13 protein-coding genes are annotated in these 17798 nt (G+C 66.6%); 11 read left to right on the top strand and 2 right to left on the bottom strand.

Features of this window, described 5'->3' with window-relative positions; all coding sequences use genetic code 11:
* Nucleotides 1-8: 8 nt before the first annotated feature.
* Nucleotides 9-1094, bottom strand: coding sequence for a PQQ-dependent sugar dehydrogenase (locus GTH22_RS04990; protein ID WP_371928319.1), 1086 nt, complete (start codon nt 1092-1094; stop codon nt 9-11).
* 152 nt (nt 1095-1246) lie between these two features.
* Here GTH22_RS04990 and GTH22_RS04985 point away from each other — a divergent pair, with 152 nt between their 5' ends.
* The 11 genes from GTH22_RS04985 (at nt 1247) to GTH22_RS04935 (ending at nt 11289) form a co-directional block, all read left to right on the top strand.
* Nucleotides 1247-2443, top strand: a complete 1197-nt coding sequence (locus tag GTH22_RS04985; RefSeq protein ID WP_252943658.1) for an ABC transporter substrate-binding protein — start codon at nt 1247-1249, stop codon at nt 2441-2443.
* Between the two features lie 64 nt (nt 2444-2507).
* Complete coding sequence (locus GTH22_RS04980; protein ID WP_252943656.1) at nt 2508-3290, top strand: ABC transporter ATP-binding protein; 783 nt, start codon at nt 2508-2510, stop codon at nt 3288-3290.
* Nucleotides 3291-3324: 34 nt separating this feature from the next.
* Nucleotides 3325-4050: an ABC transporter ATP-binding protein gene (locus GTH22_RS04975; RefSeq protein WP_252943654.1), complete on the top strand. Its 726-nt coding sequence runs from the start codon at nt 3325-3327 to the stop codon at nt 4048-4050.
* 2 nt (nt 4051-4052) lie between these two features.
* Nucleotides 4053-4436: a hypothetical protein gene (locus tag GTH22_RS04970; RefSeq protein ID WP_252943652.1), complete on the top strand. Its 384-nt coding sequence runs from the start codon at nt 4053-4055 to the stop codon at nt 4434-4436.
* The gene (locus GTH22_RS04965; RefSeq protein WP_252943651.1) at nt 4433-4813 is read left to right on the top strand and encodes a hypothetical protein; all 381 of its coding nucleotides are present in this window, start codon (nt 4433-4435) and stop codon (nt 4811-4813) included. Before GTH22_RS04970 ends, GTH22_RS04965 begins: the two co-directional genes overlap by 4 nt.
* The gene (locus GTH22_RS04960) at nt 4813-5196 is read left to right on the top strand and encodes a hypothetical protein (RefSeq protein WP_252943650.1); all 384 of its coding nucleotides are present in this window, start codon (nt 4813-4815) and stop codon (nt 5194-5196) included. The genes GTH22_RS04965 and GTH22_RS04960 overlap by 1 nt, the downstream gene beginning before the upstream one ends.
* The gene (locus GTH22_RS04955) at nt 5193-5597 is read left to right on the top strand and encodes a hypothetical protein (RefSeq protein ID WP_252943649.1); all 405 of its coding nucleotides are present in this window, start codon (nt 5193-5195) and stop codon (nt 5595-5597) included. The genes GTH22_RS04960 and GTH22_RS04955 overlap by 4 nt, the downstream gene beginning before the upstream one ends.
* Nucleotides 5597-6607, top strand: a complete 1011-nt coding sequence (locus GTH22_RS04950; protein WP_252943648.1) for a branched-chain amino acid ABC transporter permease — start codon at nt 5597-5599, stop codon at nt 6605-6607. Before GTH22_RS04955 ends, GTH22_RS04950 begins: the two co-directional genes overlap by 1 nt.
* Nucleotides 6604-7902, top strand: a complete 1299-nt coding sequence (locus tag GTH22_RS04945) for a branched-chain amino acid ABC transporter permease (RefSeq protein WP_252943647.1) — start codon at nt 6604-6606, stop codon at nt 7900-7902. Before GTH22_RS04950 ends, GTH22_RS04945 begins: the two co-directional genes overlap by 4 nt.
* 345 nt (nt 7903-8247) lie before the next feature.
* Nucleotides 8248-10656, top strand: coding sequence for an FAD-dependent oxidoreductase (locus GTH22_RS04940; RefSeq protein WP_252943646.1), 2409 nt, complete (start codon nt 8248-8250; stop codon nt 10654-10656).
* Between the two features lie 30 nt (nt 10657-10686).
* Nucleotides 10687-11289, top strand: coding sequence for an NTP transferase domain-containing protein (locus tag GTH22_RS04935; RefSeq protein ID WP_252943645.1), 603 nt, complete (start codon nt 10687-10689; stop codon nt 11287-11289).
* 68 nt (nt 11290-11357) lie between these two features.
* Here the strand turns inward: GTH22_RS04935 and GTH22_RS04930 are convergent, their stop codons facing one another.
* Nucleotides 11358-17531, bottom strand: a complete 6174-nt coding sequence (locus GTH22_RS04930) for a Hint domain-containing protein (protein ID WP_252943644.1) — start codon at nt 17529-17531, stop codon at nt 11358-11360.
* Nucleotides 17532-17798: the final 267 nt, after the last annotated feature.

The raw sequence follows: 17798 nt of genomic DNA, 5'->3' as shown, positions 1-17798 counted from the left end.
GCCGCAACCTACTCCGGCGTCATCCGGAAAATCGCGCCCTCGCCCACCGACAAAAACCAGATGCTCCCGTCCGGCGCCTCGCGCACATCGCGCACCCGGCTCGTCTCCGGCGCCTCGATGCGCGCCAACTCGGCGCGCCCGTCCGCCGAAAGCCTTGAAATCATGTCAAACTTCAGGCTCCCCACAAACACATGCCCCTCCCACTCCGGCCAGAGCCTGCCCGAGTAGAACATCAGCCCCGAGGGCGCGATCGACGGATCCCAATAATGCACCGGCTGCACCATCCCCGGCTTCTCCACGCCCTCGCCGATCTTCGCCCCCGAGTAGTGCCGCCCGTAGGAAATCACCGGCCAGCCATAGTTCGCGCCCTTCTCCACGCGGTTCAGTTCGTCGCCGCCCTGCGCGCCATGCTCCACCACCCAGAGCTGCCCGCGCCCGTCCAGCGCCGCGCCCTGCGGGTTGCGGTGGCCGTAGCTCCAGATTTCGGGCTGTGCGCCCGCCTGCCCGACAAAGGGGTTGTCCGAGGGCACGCTGCCATCGCGCGCCACCCGCACCACCGAGCCATTCTCCCGGCCCAGATCCTGCGCCGCCGGCCGGTCGCCCCGCTCACCGATCGTCAGGTAGATGTACCCGTCCGACCCCTCCACGATCCGGCTGCCAAAATGCCGCCCGCCGCTCGATCCGGGCTCCATCTCGAAGAGCACCTCGAAGCCCTCGAGCGCCGTGCCATCCGCCGACAGCCGCCCCTTCCCCAGCGCCGTCCCGGCCCCGCCGCCCTGCGTCTTCGAATAGCTCACGAAGACCTCGCGGCTCTGGGCAAAATCCCGTGGCACCATCACGTCCAGCAGCCCGCCCTGCCCGCTATCATAGACATCCGGCACCCCGCGCACCCTCTGCGCCTCGCCATTCATGACCACGGTCAGATCTCCGCCGCGCTCGGTCACCAGAAACCCGCCACCGGGCATGAAGGCCAGCCCCCAAGGCTCGTCCAGCCCGGCCATCACCCGTTCGATCACCACGCCCTGCGCCGCAGCCGCGCCCCCTGCGAAAAGGGCCCAAACCCCGATCAACAGCCCTGCCATCCGTCCAGACATCACAATTCTCCTCTTTGACCCCAAGCCTAACCGCCCGCCCCCGCACAGCCCATTCAACTTTCCGCAAGGCAACCCGCACAGCCCCGCTTTCCAAAGCGAAATTCCCGGTCTAGGCTCTCCGGCAGGACAATGTTCCAACAGGGAGACCAACAATGAAAAAACTCATCCTCGCCACCACGGCCATCGCTGCCCTGAGCAGCCCCGTGCTGGCCGAAAGCCACAGCTCCGAAGTGAAGCTCGGCATCATCCTCGGCTTCACCGGCCCGATCGAAAGCCTCACGCCCCACATGCGTGACGCCGCCAAGATGGCCATGGCCGAAGTGACCGAGAGCGGCGCGCTCATGGGCGGCGCCACCGTCACCGCCGTCGAGGCCGACAGCACCTGCGTCGACAGCGCCGCCGCCGCGGCCGCCGCCGAACGACTGATCACCTCCGACGGGATCAAGGGCATCATGGGCGCCGACTGCTCCGGCGTGACCGGCGCGATCCTCACCAACGTCGCCGTCCCGAACGGCATGGTGATGATCTCCCCCTCCGCCACCTCGCCGGGCCTGTCGACCACCGAAGACAACGGCCTCTTCTTCCGCACCGCCCCCTCCGACGCCCGCCAGGGCGAGGTGATGACCCAGGTGCTGATGGACAACGATGTGAAGACGGTCGCGCTGACCTACACCAACAACGACTACGGCAAGGGTCTGGCCGACAGCTTCCAGGCTGCCTACGAGGCCGCCGGCGGCACCGTCACCATCTCGGCCGCCCATGAAGACGGCAAGGCCGACTACTCCGCCGAGGTCGCCTCGCTGGCCTCCGCCGGGGGCGATCTGCTGGTGGTCGCGGGCTACGTCGACCAGGGCGGCTCGGGCATCGTGCGCGCCGCGCTCGATAGCGGCGCCTTCGACAAGTTCCACTTCCCCGATGGCATGATCGGCACCGCGCTCGAGGAGAACTTCGGCGCCGAGATCAACGGCTCCACCGGCCAGCACCCCGGCACCGACAGCCCCGGCAACGCCATGTTCGCCGAGCTGGGCACCGCCGCGGGCTTCGATCCCACCTCCCCCTTCGCGCCCGAAAGCTATGACGCCGCCGCGCTGATCATGCTGGCCATGGCCGCCGCCGACTCCGACGATCCCAACGTCTACAAGGACAAGGTGATGGACGTCGCCAACGCCCCCGGCGAGCAGATCTTCCCCGGCGAGCTGGCCAAGGCGCTCGAACTGATCGCCGCAGGCACCGACATCGACTACGTCGGCGCCTCCGCCGTCGAGCTGATCGGCCCCGGCGAAAGCGCGGGCAACTACCGCGAGATCCTGTTCGAAGACGGCAAGATCGCGACCGCCAAGTACCGCTGATCGCGGCCACAAGACAGATGCGGCGGGGGCCAGCCCTCCGCCGCATCCCATTCGGGGACATCACATGATTCAGGTCGAGAACCTGCACAAGCACTTCGGCGGCTTCCACGCCGTCGACGGCGCCACGCTTGCCATCCAGCCCGGCTCCATCACCGGCCTCATCGGCCCCAACGGCGCCGGAAAGACCACCCTTTTCAACGTGGTAGCAGGCGTTCTTGAACCCACCTCAGGCCGCGTCACAATGGATGGCGAAGACATCACCGGCCTGCCGCCCCACGCGCTCTTTGCCAAGGGCCTGCTGCGCACCTTCCAGATCGCGCACGAGTTCTCCTCCATGACCTGCCGCGAAAACCTGATGATGGTCCCCGGCGGCCAATCCGGCGAGGCGCTCTGGAACACATGGTTCGGCCGCAAACGCATCGCCGACGAAGAGCGCGCGCTCCGCGCCAAGGCCGACGAGGTGCTGGAATTCCTCACCATCTCCCACCTCGCCGACCACAAGGCAGGCCAGGTCTCCGGCGGGCAGAAAAAGCTGCTCGAACTGGGCCGCACCATGATGGTCGACGCCCGCATCGTCTTCCTCGACGAGGTCGGCGCCGGGGTCAACCGAACCCTCCTCAACACCATCGGCGACGCGATCATCCGGCTCAACAAGGAGCGCGGCTACACCTTCGTCGTCATCGAGCACGACATGGATTTCATCGAACGCCTCTGCGATCCGGTCATCTGCATGGCCGAGGGCAAGGTGCTGGCCGAGGGCACGCTCTCCGAGATCAAGGCCAACGAGCACGTCATCGAGGCCTATCTCGGCACCGGGCTGAAGCACAAGAAGGCAGCCCCCGCATGACCCGCCCCGCCCCCCGCCAACCGAAAGCCCGCTGATGCTCGACAACACCTCTAACGCCTTCCTCATCGGCGAGGCCATGACCGGCGGCTACGGCGCTGGCCCCGACATCCTGCATGCGTGCACCATCGCCGTGGACCCGGGCGAAATCGCCGTCATCGTCGGACCCAATGGCGCGGGCAAGAGCACCGCCATGAAGGCCGTCTTCGGCATGCTCAACATCCACAAGGGTGCGGTGCGGCTGAACGGGCAGGATATCACCGCCCTCTCCCCACAGGACCGGGTGCGCGCCGGCATGGGCTTCGTGCCCCAGACCAACAACATCTTCACCTCCATGACCGTCGAGGAAAACCTCGAGATGGGCGCCTTCATCCGCGAGGATGACATCTCGGGCACCATGGCGCAGGTCTATGATCTCTTCCCGATCCTGAAGGAAAAGCGCCGCCAACCCGCGGGCGAACTTTCCGGCGGCCAGCGCCAGCAGGTTGCCGTGGGCCGCGCCCTGATGACCCAGCCGAAGGTGCTCATGCTCGACGAGCCCACCGCCGGCGTCTCCCCCATCGTGATGGACGAGCTGTTCGACCGCATCATCGAGGTCGCCCGCACCGGCCTGCCGGTGCTGATGGTCGAGCAGAACGCCCGGCAGGCGCTGGAAATCGCCGACAAGGGCTATGTGCTGGTCCAGGGCCGCAACGCCCACACCGGCACCGGGCAGGAGCTTCTGAACGACCCGGAAGTCCGCCAGAGCTTTCTGGGAGGATGAAGATGTTACTACAACCCCTTGTCATCGCGGCATTTATCGCCGCCTTTGCCACCATTGCACAGGCCGACGAACCCCCGCAGGAATGGCTCTGCACCTCCGCAACCCACAGCCTCGCCGTCTCGGTCATGCCCTCCGACGACCGCCCCGCGCTGTTCACCCTCGACGAAACCCTGCAACGCGACGCCAAGCTCACCCGGCGGGGCGACAACCTCCGCCTCTCCGCCACGGCCTCCACCGCAAAGCTCTTCCTCGCCCTCAACCTGCGAGACGACGGCAGCACCGAAATCATGGTCAAACCCATGGTCGATGGCGCGGAAACCCTGTTCGAACCCGCCGACTGCGAAGACCGCGCGGGCCTCGTGGCCTATCTGGAGAGCCGCCTGTGATCCGCGCGCTCCTCCTCGCCCTCGCCCTGCCCGTCACTCCGGCCCTCGCCCTCACCTGCACCCCCACCACGAGCTGCACCCTCGAGGGAAGCTGCGAAACCGGCATGACCGAAAGCCGCTTCACCCTCACCCGCGAAGGCAACACCTTCGCCCTCACCGACATTCCCAAACTCGCCACCGCGCCCGAAATGCGCTTCACCGAAGGCCCGCCCAGCGGGGACGGGCTGCGCAGCTTCACCCTCACCTCTCCCGAGCGCGGCGAAGTTGCCCTGCTGACCCTGCATGACGAACGCCAGTTCATCCTCTCGGTCCACGGCCAGCTCTTCGGCACCCCCTTCGGCTTCCTCTCCGAAGGCCCCTGCGAAGGAACCCTCTGATGCGCCTCGCCCTCCTCGCCGCCCTGCTCCTTCCCGCGCCCGCGCTGGCGCTTGGCTACGAATGCAGCTTCACCCGCTACTGCGTCGAAGAGCGCTCCTGCCAGCCCTCCGGCCTGACGCTCCACATCCGCCCCCGCGCCGAGGCCACCGCCCCCGACCAGTGGGAGATGGAAACCGGCGGCGCCGCCACCGCCCGCGTCATCCCCGTCCGGCAAATCCGCGACCCGCTGGGCGACAGCTTTTCCTACGTCTCGGCCATGGAATACGACACCATCCACCTCGTCTCGATCTTCAAACGCGGCATCACCCGCTACTCGATGCACAACTCCGTCGAGGGCATCCAGAGCCAGAACTTCCACGGCACCTGCAAGGTGGCCCCGTGAGGCTGGCGCTGATCCTTCTCGCCACCGGGCTCACCCAGCCTGCGGCCCTCGCCGCCGAGGGCGCGCAGCTCTCGCTGGCCTGCGAGCTGCACCGAAGCTGCAACGAGACCGGCGCCTGTGACCCATTTGGCGGCGCCCAGCAGTTCACCCTCGCCCCGGTGTCCACCGACACGAACGGCACCGGCGACTGGACGGTGGCGCAGGACGGCGGCGAGGCGCTGCCCGCCCGTGGCCTCGCCCACACCGGCCCCTGGGTCTGGCAGCCAGGTGATGGCCACCTCCACACCCTGTCGCTCACCGGCGAGGCCTCGGCCCTGCGTATCCGCCAATGGCTGCCCACCGAGCGCTACCCCGTAACCTATGCGGAGATCGACATCATGACCTGCGAGGTTACCGGCTGATGGACCTGCTCAACGCCCTCGTGGCCCTCACCAACTTCGTCATCATCCCGGCCGCCACCTACGGCTCGCAGCTCGCGCTCGGCGCGCTCGGGGTCACGCTGATCTATGGCATCCTGCGCTTCTCCAACTTCGCCCATGGCGACACCATGGCCTTCGGCACCACCATGACCATCCTCGTCACATGGGCGCTGCAAGCGGCAGGCATCACCTTCGGCATCCTGCCGACGGCCCTTCTCGCGCTCCCCTTCGGCATCGCCGCCACGGCGCTGCTGGTGCTGGGCACCGACCGCGCGGTCTACCGTTTCTACCGAAGGCAAAAGGCCGCCCCGGTGATCCTGGTGATCGTCTCCATCGGCGTCATGTTCATCCTCAACGGCCTCACCCGCTTCATCATCGGGGTCGATGACCAGCGCTTTGCCGACGGCGCCCGCTTCGTGATTTCCGCGGGCGATTTCAAACAGATGACCGGGCTGGCCGAGGGCCTCGCCCTGCGCTCCACCCAGCTCCTCACCATGGTCGTCGCCGCCATCTGCGTGGCCCTGCTGTTCTGGTTCCTCAATCGCACCCGCACCGGCAAATCCATGCGCGCCTTCTCCGACAACGAAGACCTCGCCCTGCTCTCGGGCATCAACCCCGAGAAGGTCGTCGCCGTCACATGGGTTATCGTCGCGGCGCTGGCCACCATCGCGGGCGTGCTCTACGGGCTCGACAAGTCGTTCAAACCCTTCACCTATTTCCAACTCCTGCTGCCCATCTTCGCCGCCGCCATCGTCGGTGGCCTCGGCTCGCCGCTGGGCGCCATCGCGGGCGGTTTCGTCATCGCCTTTTCCGAAGTCACCGTCACCTATGCCTTCAAGAAGGTCGCCACCTACGTCCTGCCCGACGCGCTGGCCCCCTCCGGCCTGCTGCAACTGCTGACCACCGAGTACAAGTTCGCCGTCTCCTTCGCGATCCTCGTGATCGTCCTGCTCATCCGCCCCACCGGCCTCTTCAAAGGCAAATCGGTATGAAGATCCCCCCCGTCCTCCTCTTCGCTCTCATCGCCGCGCTCTACATCGGCACCGGCCTCGTGCAGAGCTGGAACAGCTCCCTGACCATCCTCAACATGGGCCTGGTCTCGGCGATCATGGCGCTGGGGCTCAACATGCAATGGGGCTTCGCGGGGCTGTTCAACGTGGGCGTCATGGGCTTCGTCGCGCTCGGCGGGCTGGCCACGGTGCTCATCGCCATGCCCCCGGTGCCCGAGGCCTGGGCCGTCGGCGGCCTGCGGCTCTGGGGCAGCCTCCTGCTCGGCGGGGCCGCCATCGCCGCCGCCATCTTCACCTTCACCCGGCTCTCGCCCGGCCGCGCCCGCCTGCTGGCCACCACCCTCGTCATCATCGGCGGCTTCGTGCTCTACCGTCTCGCCTTCGACCCGGCCCGCGATGCCGTCGAAGCCGTCAGCCCGGCCACCACCGGCTACCTCGGCGGCCTCGGCCTGCCCGTCATCCTCGCCTGGCCCGCCGGTGGCCTGCTCGCCGCCGGGGCCGCCTGGATCGTCGGCAAGACCGCGCTGGGCCTGCGCTCCGATTACCTCGCCATCGCCACCCTCGGCATCGCCGAGATCATCATCGCCGTGATGAAAAACGAAGACTGGCTCGCCCGCGGCGTCAAGAACGTCAACGGCATCCCCCGCCCCGTCCCCTACGAGATCGACCTCCAGCAATCCGAGGCCTTCACCGCCCGCGCCGACTCGCTCGGCCTCCCGGTCGAAACCGCCTCCACCCTCTACGTCAAACTGCTCTACGGCTGCCTCTTCACCGCCACCCTCGTGCTCATCATCGTCGCCCTGCAACTGGCGCTGAAATCGCCCTGGGGCCGGATGATGCGCGCCATCCGCGACAACGAAACCGCCGCCCGCGCCATGGGCAAGGACGTCACCCGACGCCACCTTCAGGTCTTCATCCTCGGCTCCGCCATCTGCGGCATGGCCGGCGCGATGATGACCACCCTCGACGGGCTGCTCGTGCCCGGCACCTACCAGCCGCTGCGCTTCACCTTCCTCATCTGGGTCATGGTCATCGTCGGCGGCTCGGGCAACAACCTCGGCGCCCTTCTCGGCGGCCTTCTCGTCTGGTGGCTCTGGATTCAGGTCGAACCGCTCGGCCGCCTCTTCATGGAAGGCCTCACCTGGCCGCTCCCCGATGGAAGCTGGCTGAAAGACCACCTGCTCGACAGCACCCAATACATGCGCCTGCTCACCATGGGCGTCGTGCTCCTCCTCGTGCTCCGCTTCTCCCCCCGCGGCCTCATCCCCGAGCGCTGAACCCGCCACCCCGCACCCGGTCATCCTCGGGCTCGACCCGAGGATCTCCACCCACGCCGCCAACCGTCATCCTCGGGCTCGACCCGAGGATCTCCAGCCTCCTTGTGATCACACCCACCATCACACCCCGCCAACCTTCGTAAACGCCCGCCAACTATGTCATCTGACGTCTGCACGGGCTGTGCACGGCGTGTGCACGGGATGTGACATTGCCGAATCCCATGGTTAATGCCGCCATTAACCCGCCTGAACGCACCCCGTTTCCGACACCCGATGTCGCTCAGCGGCCAGCACCGCAGCCGCGCCCTGCCCAGCATCAAACCCGTAAGCCAAGGGAGTCGCGCCATGAAAACCACCACCCGCGTCTGTGTCATCGGCGGCGGCGTCGTCGGCTGCTCGGTGCTCTACCACCTCACCAAGCTCGGCTGGTCCGATGTCATGCTGCTCGAACGCTCCGAGCTTACATCCGGCTCCACATGGCACGCCGCAGGCGGCTTCCACACCATGAACTCCGATACCAACATGGCCGCGCTCCAAGGCTATACCATTGGTCTCTATAAGGAATTGGAGGAGATCACCGGCATGTCCTGCGGCCTCCACCACGTCGGCGGCATCACCCTTGCCGAGACGCCGGAACGCTTCGACATGCTGAAAGCCGAGCGCGCCAAGCACCGCTACATGGGCCTCGACACCGCCATCCTCACCCCCGCCGAAATCGCCGATATGGCCGAGCTGGTGAACCTCGATGGCATCCTCGGCGGCCTCTACGACCCCCTCGACGGCCACCTCGACCCATCGGGCACCACCCACGCCTACGCCCGCGCCGCCAAGCTGGCCGGGGCCGAGATCGAGCTGCATTGCAAGGTCGAAGACCTCCAGCCCCGCCCCGATGGTTCCTGGGACGTCATCACCAACAAGGGCACCATCCACGCCGAGCACGTCGTCAACGCCGCCGGCCTCTGGGCGCGCGAAGTCGGCGCCATGGCGGGCGTCTACCTGCCCCTCCTGCCCATGGCCCACCAATACCTCGTCACCGACGATCTCCCCGAGATCATGAACCGCGAAACCGAGTTCCCCCACGTGCTCGATTGCGCGGGTGAATCCTACTTCCGCCAGGAGGGTCGCGGCCTCTGCATCGGCTTCTACGAGCAGCCCTGCGAGCCCTGGGCGCTCTCCGGCACCCCCTGGGAGTTCGGCCACGAGCTGCTCCCCGACAATCTCGAAAAGGTCAGCGATTCCATCGAGATGGCCTACCACCGCTTCCCCGTGCTCGAACGCGCCGGGGTCAAGCGCGTCATCCACGGCCCCTTCACCTTCGCCCCCGATGGCAACCCCCTCGTCGGCCCCGTGCCGGGCCTGCGCAACTACTGGTCCGCCTGCGCCGTCATGGCAGGCTTCTCCCAGGGCGGCGGCGTCGGCCTGACCCTTGCGCAATGGATGATCGAAGGCGAGCCCGAGCGCGATGTGACCGGCCTCGACGTCGCCCGCTACGGCAAGTGGATCACCCCGGGCTACACCGTCCCCAAGGTCATCGAATTCTACCAAAAGCGCTTCTCCGTCAGCTACCCAAACGAAGAACGCCCCGCCGCCCGTCCCCACCGGACGACTGCCATGTATGACATTTTTAACGAAATGGGCGCAGTCTGGGGCCACCAGTTCGGGCTCGAAGTCCCGAACTACTTCGCGCAAGGAGACGAACCGAGCTACGAAACCCCAAGCTTCACACGCTCCAACGCCTTCGAGGCCACCGGCCGCGAGGTCCGCGCCGTGCGCGAAAGCGTCGGCATCAACGAAATCCAGAACTTCGGCAAATTCCGCGTCACCGGCCCCAAGGCCCGCGACTGGCTCGACCGGATCATGGCAGGCCGCATCCCCAAGGAGGGCAAACTCACCCTCACCCCCATGCTCTCGCCCAAGGGCCGCATCATCGGTGACTTCACGATCAGCTGCATGGGGCCGGAAAGCTATGCCTTAACAGCCAGTTACGGCGCACAGTCAATGCACCTGCGCTGGTTCGAGCAACATGGTGAAGACGGCGTTAACATCGAGAACGTCTCCGATCGCCTCACCGGCTTCCAACTCGCCGGCCCGCGCGCCCGCGACGTCCTCCAAGCCTGCACCCCCTCCAACGTCGCCGCACTCCCATTCCTCGGCGTCGCCCAAATGGTGGTCGGCCAGATCGCCTGCACCGTGCAGCGCGTCAGCTACACAGGCGACCTTGGCTATGAAATCTACTGTGATCACATGGACCAACGCGCCCTCTGGCACAGCCTCTGGGCCGCCGGGCAAGCCCATCACATCACCCCCTTCGGCATGCGCGCTATGATGTCCCTGCGCCTCGACCGCTTCTTCGGCTCCTGGCTCCGCGAATTCTCGCCCGATTACACCCCCGCCGAAACCGGCCTCGATCGCTTCATTTCCTTTCAGAAAAACAGCGACTTCATCGGCAGAGCTCACGTAGAATCCGAGCGCGCCACGCCCCCCAATCGCCAGCTTGTCGCCTTTCTCGTCGATGCCGATAACGCCGATGTCCACGGCTACGAACCGGTTTGGATCAACGGCGAAGTCGTCGGCTTCTGCACCTCCGGCGGCTACTCCCACCACGCCCGCCAATCCGTCGCCCTCGCCCTCATCCCCCGAGAATACGCGCAGGACGGCCAAGAAGCCGAAATCGAAATCCTCTCCCAAATGCGCCCCGCGCGCCTCACCACAACCCCGCTCTTCGACCCAGATGGCACCGCCCTGCGGGCTTGAGCCAAACCCCGGGCAGGGCTACACAATTCCATGACCCTGCCCATCCTCATCCTCGCCGCCGGAGCCGCCTCGCGCATGGCCCCGCGCGACAAGCTGCTGGAGCCGATCAACGGCACGCCCCTGCTCACCCGCATCACCGAAATTTCCTGCAAAGTCAGCGACTTCACCCTCGTCGCCCTGCCGCCGGACCGTCCCGCGCGCCAAGCCGCCATCGAGCACACAACCGCCCGCCTCCTCACGGTTTCAAACGCCGCCGAAGGCATGAACGCCACCCTCCGCGCCGGCCTCGCGGCTCTCCCCAAGGCCCCCGCCTTCATGCTCCTCCTCGCCGACCTCCCCGACCTCACCGAGGAAGACCTCCGCGCCGTTCTCCAAAGCCACCAGGCCCACCCCGAGGCCCTCATCTGGCGCGGTGCCACCTCGGACGGCAAACCCGGCCACCCGGTCATCTTCTCATCGCAGCTCTACGAAAACATCCAGCAACTCCAAGGCGATGACGGCGCAAAATCCATCGTCGCCGCCGCGCAAGGCCGGGTCCACCTCACCCCGCTGCCGGGCCAACGCGCCCGGCTCGACCTCGACACCCCCGAGGCCTGGGCGTCATGGCGCAAGGCCACCAACACGCCCCGCTGACCTCATTTTCTTGCTGCAAATATCTCCGGGGGGTGTGGGGGGCTGGCCCCCCACCGCCTCGGCTCAACTCAGTGAAACAGCGCCGTAACTTCGCGCTTTTTCAAAGCCATACGGGCCGTGATCACCGAGTTGGCATCCTCACGCAGCTCCGGGAAGATCTCGAAGATCTCCTCGCGCTGCTCATCCTCCATCTCGCCCAGCACATGCGCACCCGGCTGATAGCTTTCGGTCCATGCCCCCTCGGCCATGATGATCTCATGGGCATCAAACATCACATGGACATAGACCACCTCGTCCATCTCCACCTGCTCGATCCCCGGCAGCCCCACCAGGTGAACCGCCGAAACCAGCACCTCATGCTCGCCAAAGAGCATCTCCGCACGGGCATCCGAGATCAGCATCTTGTGCTGCGGGCTCACCAGAATGTCGCGCTCCGGCAGATCATACCCCAGCGCCCCGGCCTTGATCAGCACCGGCTGCAGCCGCGGGTTGGCGGCAAGGTGGTGGGTGTTCAGCAGCCGCTGGCCCACCCACTCGAGACGTTTCACCCCATGGTCGCGCGTCAGCACCCGGTCGCCCGGGCCAAGCTGCTCCACCGGGCGCGGCCCCTCGGGCGTCGCAATCATCGTGCCCGGCGTGAAACAGGGGATAAAGTTGACCGTCTCGATCTCCGAGAAGGTCATCGTGTCGGTCACATTGCCCGCCCCGTCGAGAAACTGCACCGTGCCGCTCTCGGGATCGCCCTCGTTGTAGATCACGCGGGTCGGCCCCGCGCCGGTCAGGTCGAGCACGTCGTCGTCGAAGCCGCCTTCGCCGCCCTGCACATGGTCGCCGGGTCCGGCGTAGAAGGTATCGGCGTCATCGCCGCCCAGCAGGGTATCGGCGCCTGCGCCGCCGGTCAGCGTGTCGCTGCCCGCGCCCGCATCGGCGGTGAACCCTTCGGCCGCGGCGGTGCCGTCGATGGTGTCATCACCCGCGCCGGTCACGAAATTCTCGATCTCCGAGAAGGTCGCCGTGTCGGTGCCGTCACTCAGCGTGCCGGCCTCGCTGTCGCTGAAAGTCACGGTAACGCCAGAGGTTACGGCGCTCGCATCAAGCGTGTCGCCGCCCGTTTCGCCGCCCTCGCCACCGACGATCACATCATTGCCGAACCCGTCTTCCAGCACGATCCGGTCGTCGCCGTCCCCGGCATTGATCCCGTCATCCCCGGCGCCCGCGGCGATGGTGTCATCGCCCGCGCCGGTAAAGAAGGTGTCGCCGCCGCTGGAGCCGGTCACGGTATCGTCGCCCGAGCCGGTCACCACCAGCTCGACCTCGCTGAAGGTCACCGTGTTCGTGCCATCGGTGAGCGTGCCGCTCTCCGGCGTGGCCGACATGTCGACCGTCAGGTCGGCGGTCACATCGCTGGCCCAGAGCAGGTCGGCATCGCCGCCGCCCGCATCCTCGCCGGCGGTGAAGCTGTCGTTGCCGAAGCCGTCGCTGACGCGGAAGTTGTCGCTGCCCTCGCCGGTCACGACCACATCGTCGCCCGCGCCGCCGATCACCCCGTCATCGCCCGCGCCGGTGCTCAGGTTCACCCCGCCCGTGGTGGCGCTGGCGTCGATCAGGTCGTCGGTGCCGCCGGTGGTGATGTTCTCGATCTCCGAGAACACCACGCTGCCGTTGGTATGGGTCAGCGTGCCGGCCTCATCGCCGGACAAGGTGATCGACATCGACCCGGCGGTCACCCCGGTGGTGTCAAGCGTGTCGCCATTGGTTTCGCCGGTCTCGCCGCCGACCAGCGTGTCATTCTCGAAGTCGCCGGAAATCAGGAAGGTATCGTCACCCGCCTCGCCCAGCACCAGGTCGTCGCCGAGCCCAGCGTCGATGATGTCATCGCCCGCACCGGCATGGATGACATCGTCGTTCAGCCCCTGGTTCGGATCGTTGAAATTGTCTTGCCCGTCAACCACATCGCCGTGGGGATCGCCGGTATAGGTGCCGTCGATCACGTCATTCCCGGCGGTGCCCTCAACGATGCCGTCATAGGGGATACCGGCGGCGATCTGCCAGAACGGGTCGGAGGCCGCGGCGGGGGTGATCCCCACCAGCGTCAGGCTTTCGCCATTGGGGAACGCGAGCACGGCATTGCCCGCGCCATCATCGCTCACCACCACGTCCTGCACCGTCACCGGGTTGCCCTCGGCGTCGGTCATGCCGCTCACGTCGATCTGGTCGATGCCGGTGTAGGTGCCGTCGCCGTTGGGGGTGGGCGCGTCGAAGAAGTGAACCGTGTCGTTGCCGTCGCCATCGGAGAAGATGATGGTGTCGACATCGCCATCCGGCGTCACCCAGTTGCCGGTGGAGCCGAGGCCATAGGTGTCGTCACCCGCGCCCGCCTCCACCGTGTCGGACCCCCTTCCGGTGTCGAAGATATCGGCCCCCGTCGAGCCGGTCACGGTGTCATCGCCGCTGCCCAGGGTGACGCTCTCGAACTCCCCGAACGAGAGGGTGTCGGTGCCATCGCTGATGGTGCCGGTCTCGGGCGCGGTGAATGTCAGGGTGACATCGTCGCTCAGCCCGTTGGCCATGAGAACATCGCCCACGAAGAGGCCGCCGAACACCAGCGTCTCACCGCCCTCGCCGCCCAGCAGGCTGTCGTTGCCGAAGCCGTTGTAGACAGAGACGATATCGTTGCCGGTGCCCGCGTCCAGCGTGTCGTCACCGCTGCCCAGCGTCACCGTGTCGTCGCCCGCTCCGGTGTCGACATCGACGCCGCCGGTGGCCGCGGTGGAGTTGACGATATCGTTGCCGCTGCCGGTCACGACACGCTCGATCTCCGAGAAGACCGCCGCGTTGGCGCCCTGCGTGACGGTGCCGCTCTCGTCGCCGGTGAAGGTCACGGCGACGCCCGAGGTCATGCCGCCCGCGTCCAGCAGGTCGCCGGCCGTCTCGCCGCCTTCGCCGCCGGTGATCTGGTCCGAGCCGAAGGCCTCGCCCAGCACGATCACATCATCGCCCTCGCCGGCAAAGATGGTGTCGGCCCCGGTGCCGAGCGCGATGCTGTCGTTGCCCGCGCCGGTAAACACGGTCTGATCGCCGGTGTCGCCGGTCACGGTGTCATTGCCGGCGCCGGTTACGACGTTCTCGATCTCGGCAAAGCTCGCGGTGTCGGCCCCGTCCGAGATGGTGCCCGTCTCGGCACCGCTGAAGGCCACGGTCTGGTCGCCGCTGACCAGCACCGCGCTGAGGGTGTCGCCATTGGTCTCGGCAGTCTCGCCGCCAAAGATCTGGTCGGCCCCAAAGCCGTCTTCCAGCATGAAGGTGTCGTCGCCGGCCTCGCCATAGACCTCGTCGTCACCGAGCCCGGCATAGATGGTGTCATTGCCCGCGCCCGCTTCGATGATGTCATCGTTCGGCGCTTCGCCGGGCAGGATCGCGTCGCCGCCGTCCACCACGTCGCCATGGGGATCATCGGCATAGCTCGCGTCGATGATGTCATCACCCGCCGTGCCGCTCACGATTCCGTCGCCCGGAATACCGGCTGCAATCAGCCAGTTGGGGTCGTCGGCCTCGGCCGCGCTGATGCCCACGAGGGTCAGCGTCTCGCCATTGGGGAAGGTCAGCACGGCAGAGCCGAGCCCGTCATCGCTGACCACAACGTCATGCACCGAAACCGGGTCGCCGCCCGCATCGGTCATGCCGCTCACGTCGATCTGGTCGAGCCCGGTAAAAGTGCCGTCGCCATTGGGCGTGGGTGCCTCGAAGTCGAAGACCGTGTCTTCGCCGTCGCCGTCCGACATCGCCACGGTGTCCACCGCGCCATCACCGGCCCCGAGCGCCACGGTGTCATTGCCCGCGCCCATGGCCACGGTATCGGCCCCTGCCCCGGTCTCAATGTAATCGTCGCCGGTGGAGCCGGTCACGCTATCGTCGCCCGCGCCAAGGCGGACGGTCTCGATCTCGGCAAAGCTGGCGGCGCTGGTGCCATCGGCAATGGTGCCGTCCTCGGGGGCCGAGAACACCACCGTCAGATCGTCGGTCACCGCCGTGGCGTCGATCTCGTCGCCGAAGGTCTCGCCGGTCTCGCCGCCGGTGATGGTGTCATTGCCGAGATCGTTCTCGATGATGAACACATCATCGCCGTCGCCACCGGTCATCACATCATCGCCGGTGCCCCCGGCAATCACGTCATCGCCGTCGCCCCCGTCGATGGTGTCATTGCCCGCGTTGCCCGACAGCGTGTCGTCGCCCGCGTAGCCGTAGATCTCGTCGTCACCCGTGCCACCGTCCACGGTGTCATTGCCCGGCGCGGCGGGCACGGTGGTGAAGTCCACATCGGTGACCCAGAGCGCCTGGGCATCGGTGCCGCCGTTCTCGTATATGATCTCGATGCGCGACACCGGCCCCGCGATCTCGACCAGAACCGAGCCCGCCTGCGCCGACTGTGCATCGTTGGTGCCGCCGCCGCCGATCACCGTGTTCGGGCCCGAGGCCGTGTCGTTGCCGTCGATCGTGAGCGTCACCGGAACGGCATTGCCGTCGGCGTCATAGGCCAGCACCGTCACCACATCCTGCCAGCCGGCAACGTCAACGTCGTTGATGCGGAAGTTGACGTCCTGCACCTCGTCGCTCATGCCGGTGCCCGCGGTGGGGGCGAAGTCCATCACGATGGTCGAGGTGCCCGAGGGCGAGCCCGCGCTGCCCGAACCCGCCACACCGCGCAGCTCCAGCGCCGACGCCGCATCGTAGCCCTGCCCGCCCACGTATTGGGTGTCGGTCGAGGTGGCCGCCGAGGCAAGGTTGCCGTCATCCAGGAAGGACACGGTCACATCCATCGTGCCGGTGTTCTGGGTGAAGCCATTGATGATCGAGGTGTTGTTGCCGCCCTCGCTGACCCAATGCAGGGTCTCGTCTACCGGGGCCTCTTCGGTGAAGCCCGCATCATCGGCGTGGATCACGTCGTTGCCGGCACCGCCGGAAATGGTGTCGTCGCCGCCACCGCCATAGATCGTGTCGTTGCCGGTGCCGCCGTACAGGTCGTCATCGCCGTCATAGGCATAGATCGTGTCGTCCCCGGCACCGCCCATGACCACATCATCGCCCACCCCGTTGTCGGGAATGGTGGTGTAGGTCATGTCGGTCATCCAGATCGCCTGCCCAGCCACATCGGCGTTCTGGTAGATCACTTCGACCCGGTGCACCGGGCCCGCCACCGTGACCAGCACCGAACCATCGGCCTCGTTCGGGTTGTCGCTGCCCGAGTTGGCGTCGATGGTGTCGCCGTTGATGATCCGGTCGTTGCCGTCGACCTGAAAGCTGACCGGCACGAGGTTGCCCTCTGCGTCATAGGCGCGGATCGTGACCCGGTCGTCCCAGCTGTTGAACCCGCCATCGTCGATGTCGTTGATCCGAAACTGGAGGCCCTCGACCTCATCGGTCATGCCCCCGCCGGCCTGTCCGTTGAACTCGAAGGTCACGGTGCCGGTCTCGTCGGGGTTGGCGTTGGAGCCGTTGGCAGTCGAGCCGGTCAGGTAGAGCGCGGAGTTGGGGTTGAACCCCGAGCCGCCCACGTACTGCTGGGTCGTCGACACCGAGGCGCCGGTGAGGTTGCCGTCGTTCGTGACCGAGACGGTCACGTTCATCGTGCCCGTATCCTGGGTGAAGCCGCCCAGCACATTGGTGCCGTTGCCGCCCTGATCCGTCCAGTTCAGCTGCTCGTTGGCGGCCACGGTGGGCGCATTGTCGGCATGAATCACGTCATTGCCGTCACCACCCTCGATGATGTCGTCGCCCGACCCGGCATAGATTGTATCATTGCCACCGCCGCCGTAGATCGTGTCGTTCCCGGCCTGGGTCTGCACCGTATCGGCGCCACCACGGGCCAGAACCGTGTCATCGCCGCCAGAGGTTTCGTCTCCCTGCGCGTCCACGAACCGCCCGTCGATCACATCGTTCCCGGCGCCGCCATCCACCGCACCGGCGGTGTCGGAATAGGCGGGCGTGGAACTGGCGCTGGCGCTTTCGATGGTGGCGGCGGGCGGCGTGTCGGGGATGAACCACACGCTGCCATCCTCGTCCTGCACGTAGCTGCCGGTGCCGGTGACATTGCTGAAGCTGTTGCCGTCGCTGTCGGTGCCCGACCATTGCCAGGTGCCGGTGCCGATCACCGCCGCAGGCGTGACGTCGCGGGACACTTCACTGATCACGTCTCCGCTGTTCAGTGTTCCGTCACCCAGAGTAACTCTGTACCCGATCGCCATTGCCGCGTTTCCTGCTCACTACAGGCTTCAGGCGGGTATCTGTGCACCCTGCCAAAGCCGGAATTTCCCGATGTTGATTGGCCAAGCTGGCCCTTTCCCATCTCGGGATATGGCGGAGTAAAGCGGCGAAACTTTGAGAAACTCTGAAGTCGGGGGGGTAATTCTGCGGCGAGAATGCGGCAAATGGTCAAAAAACATAGGCTTTTCAACCACTAGTTTAGACAGGCCTCCGCGCCTCCCGGCACCCTTCGGCCCCGGGATTGTCGC

This window comes from Oceanicola sp. 502str15 (genome assembly GCF_024105635.1).
Classification (GTDB): Bacteria; Pseudomonadota; Alphaproteobacteria; order Rhodobacterales; family Rhodobacteraceae; genus Vannielia.
Note: the sequence above shows the minus strand (reverse complement) of the source record. Positions and strands in the feature narration are given on the sequence as shown.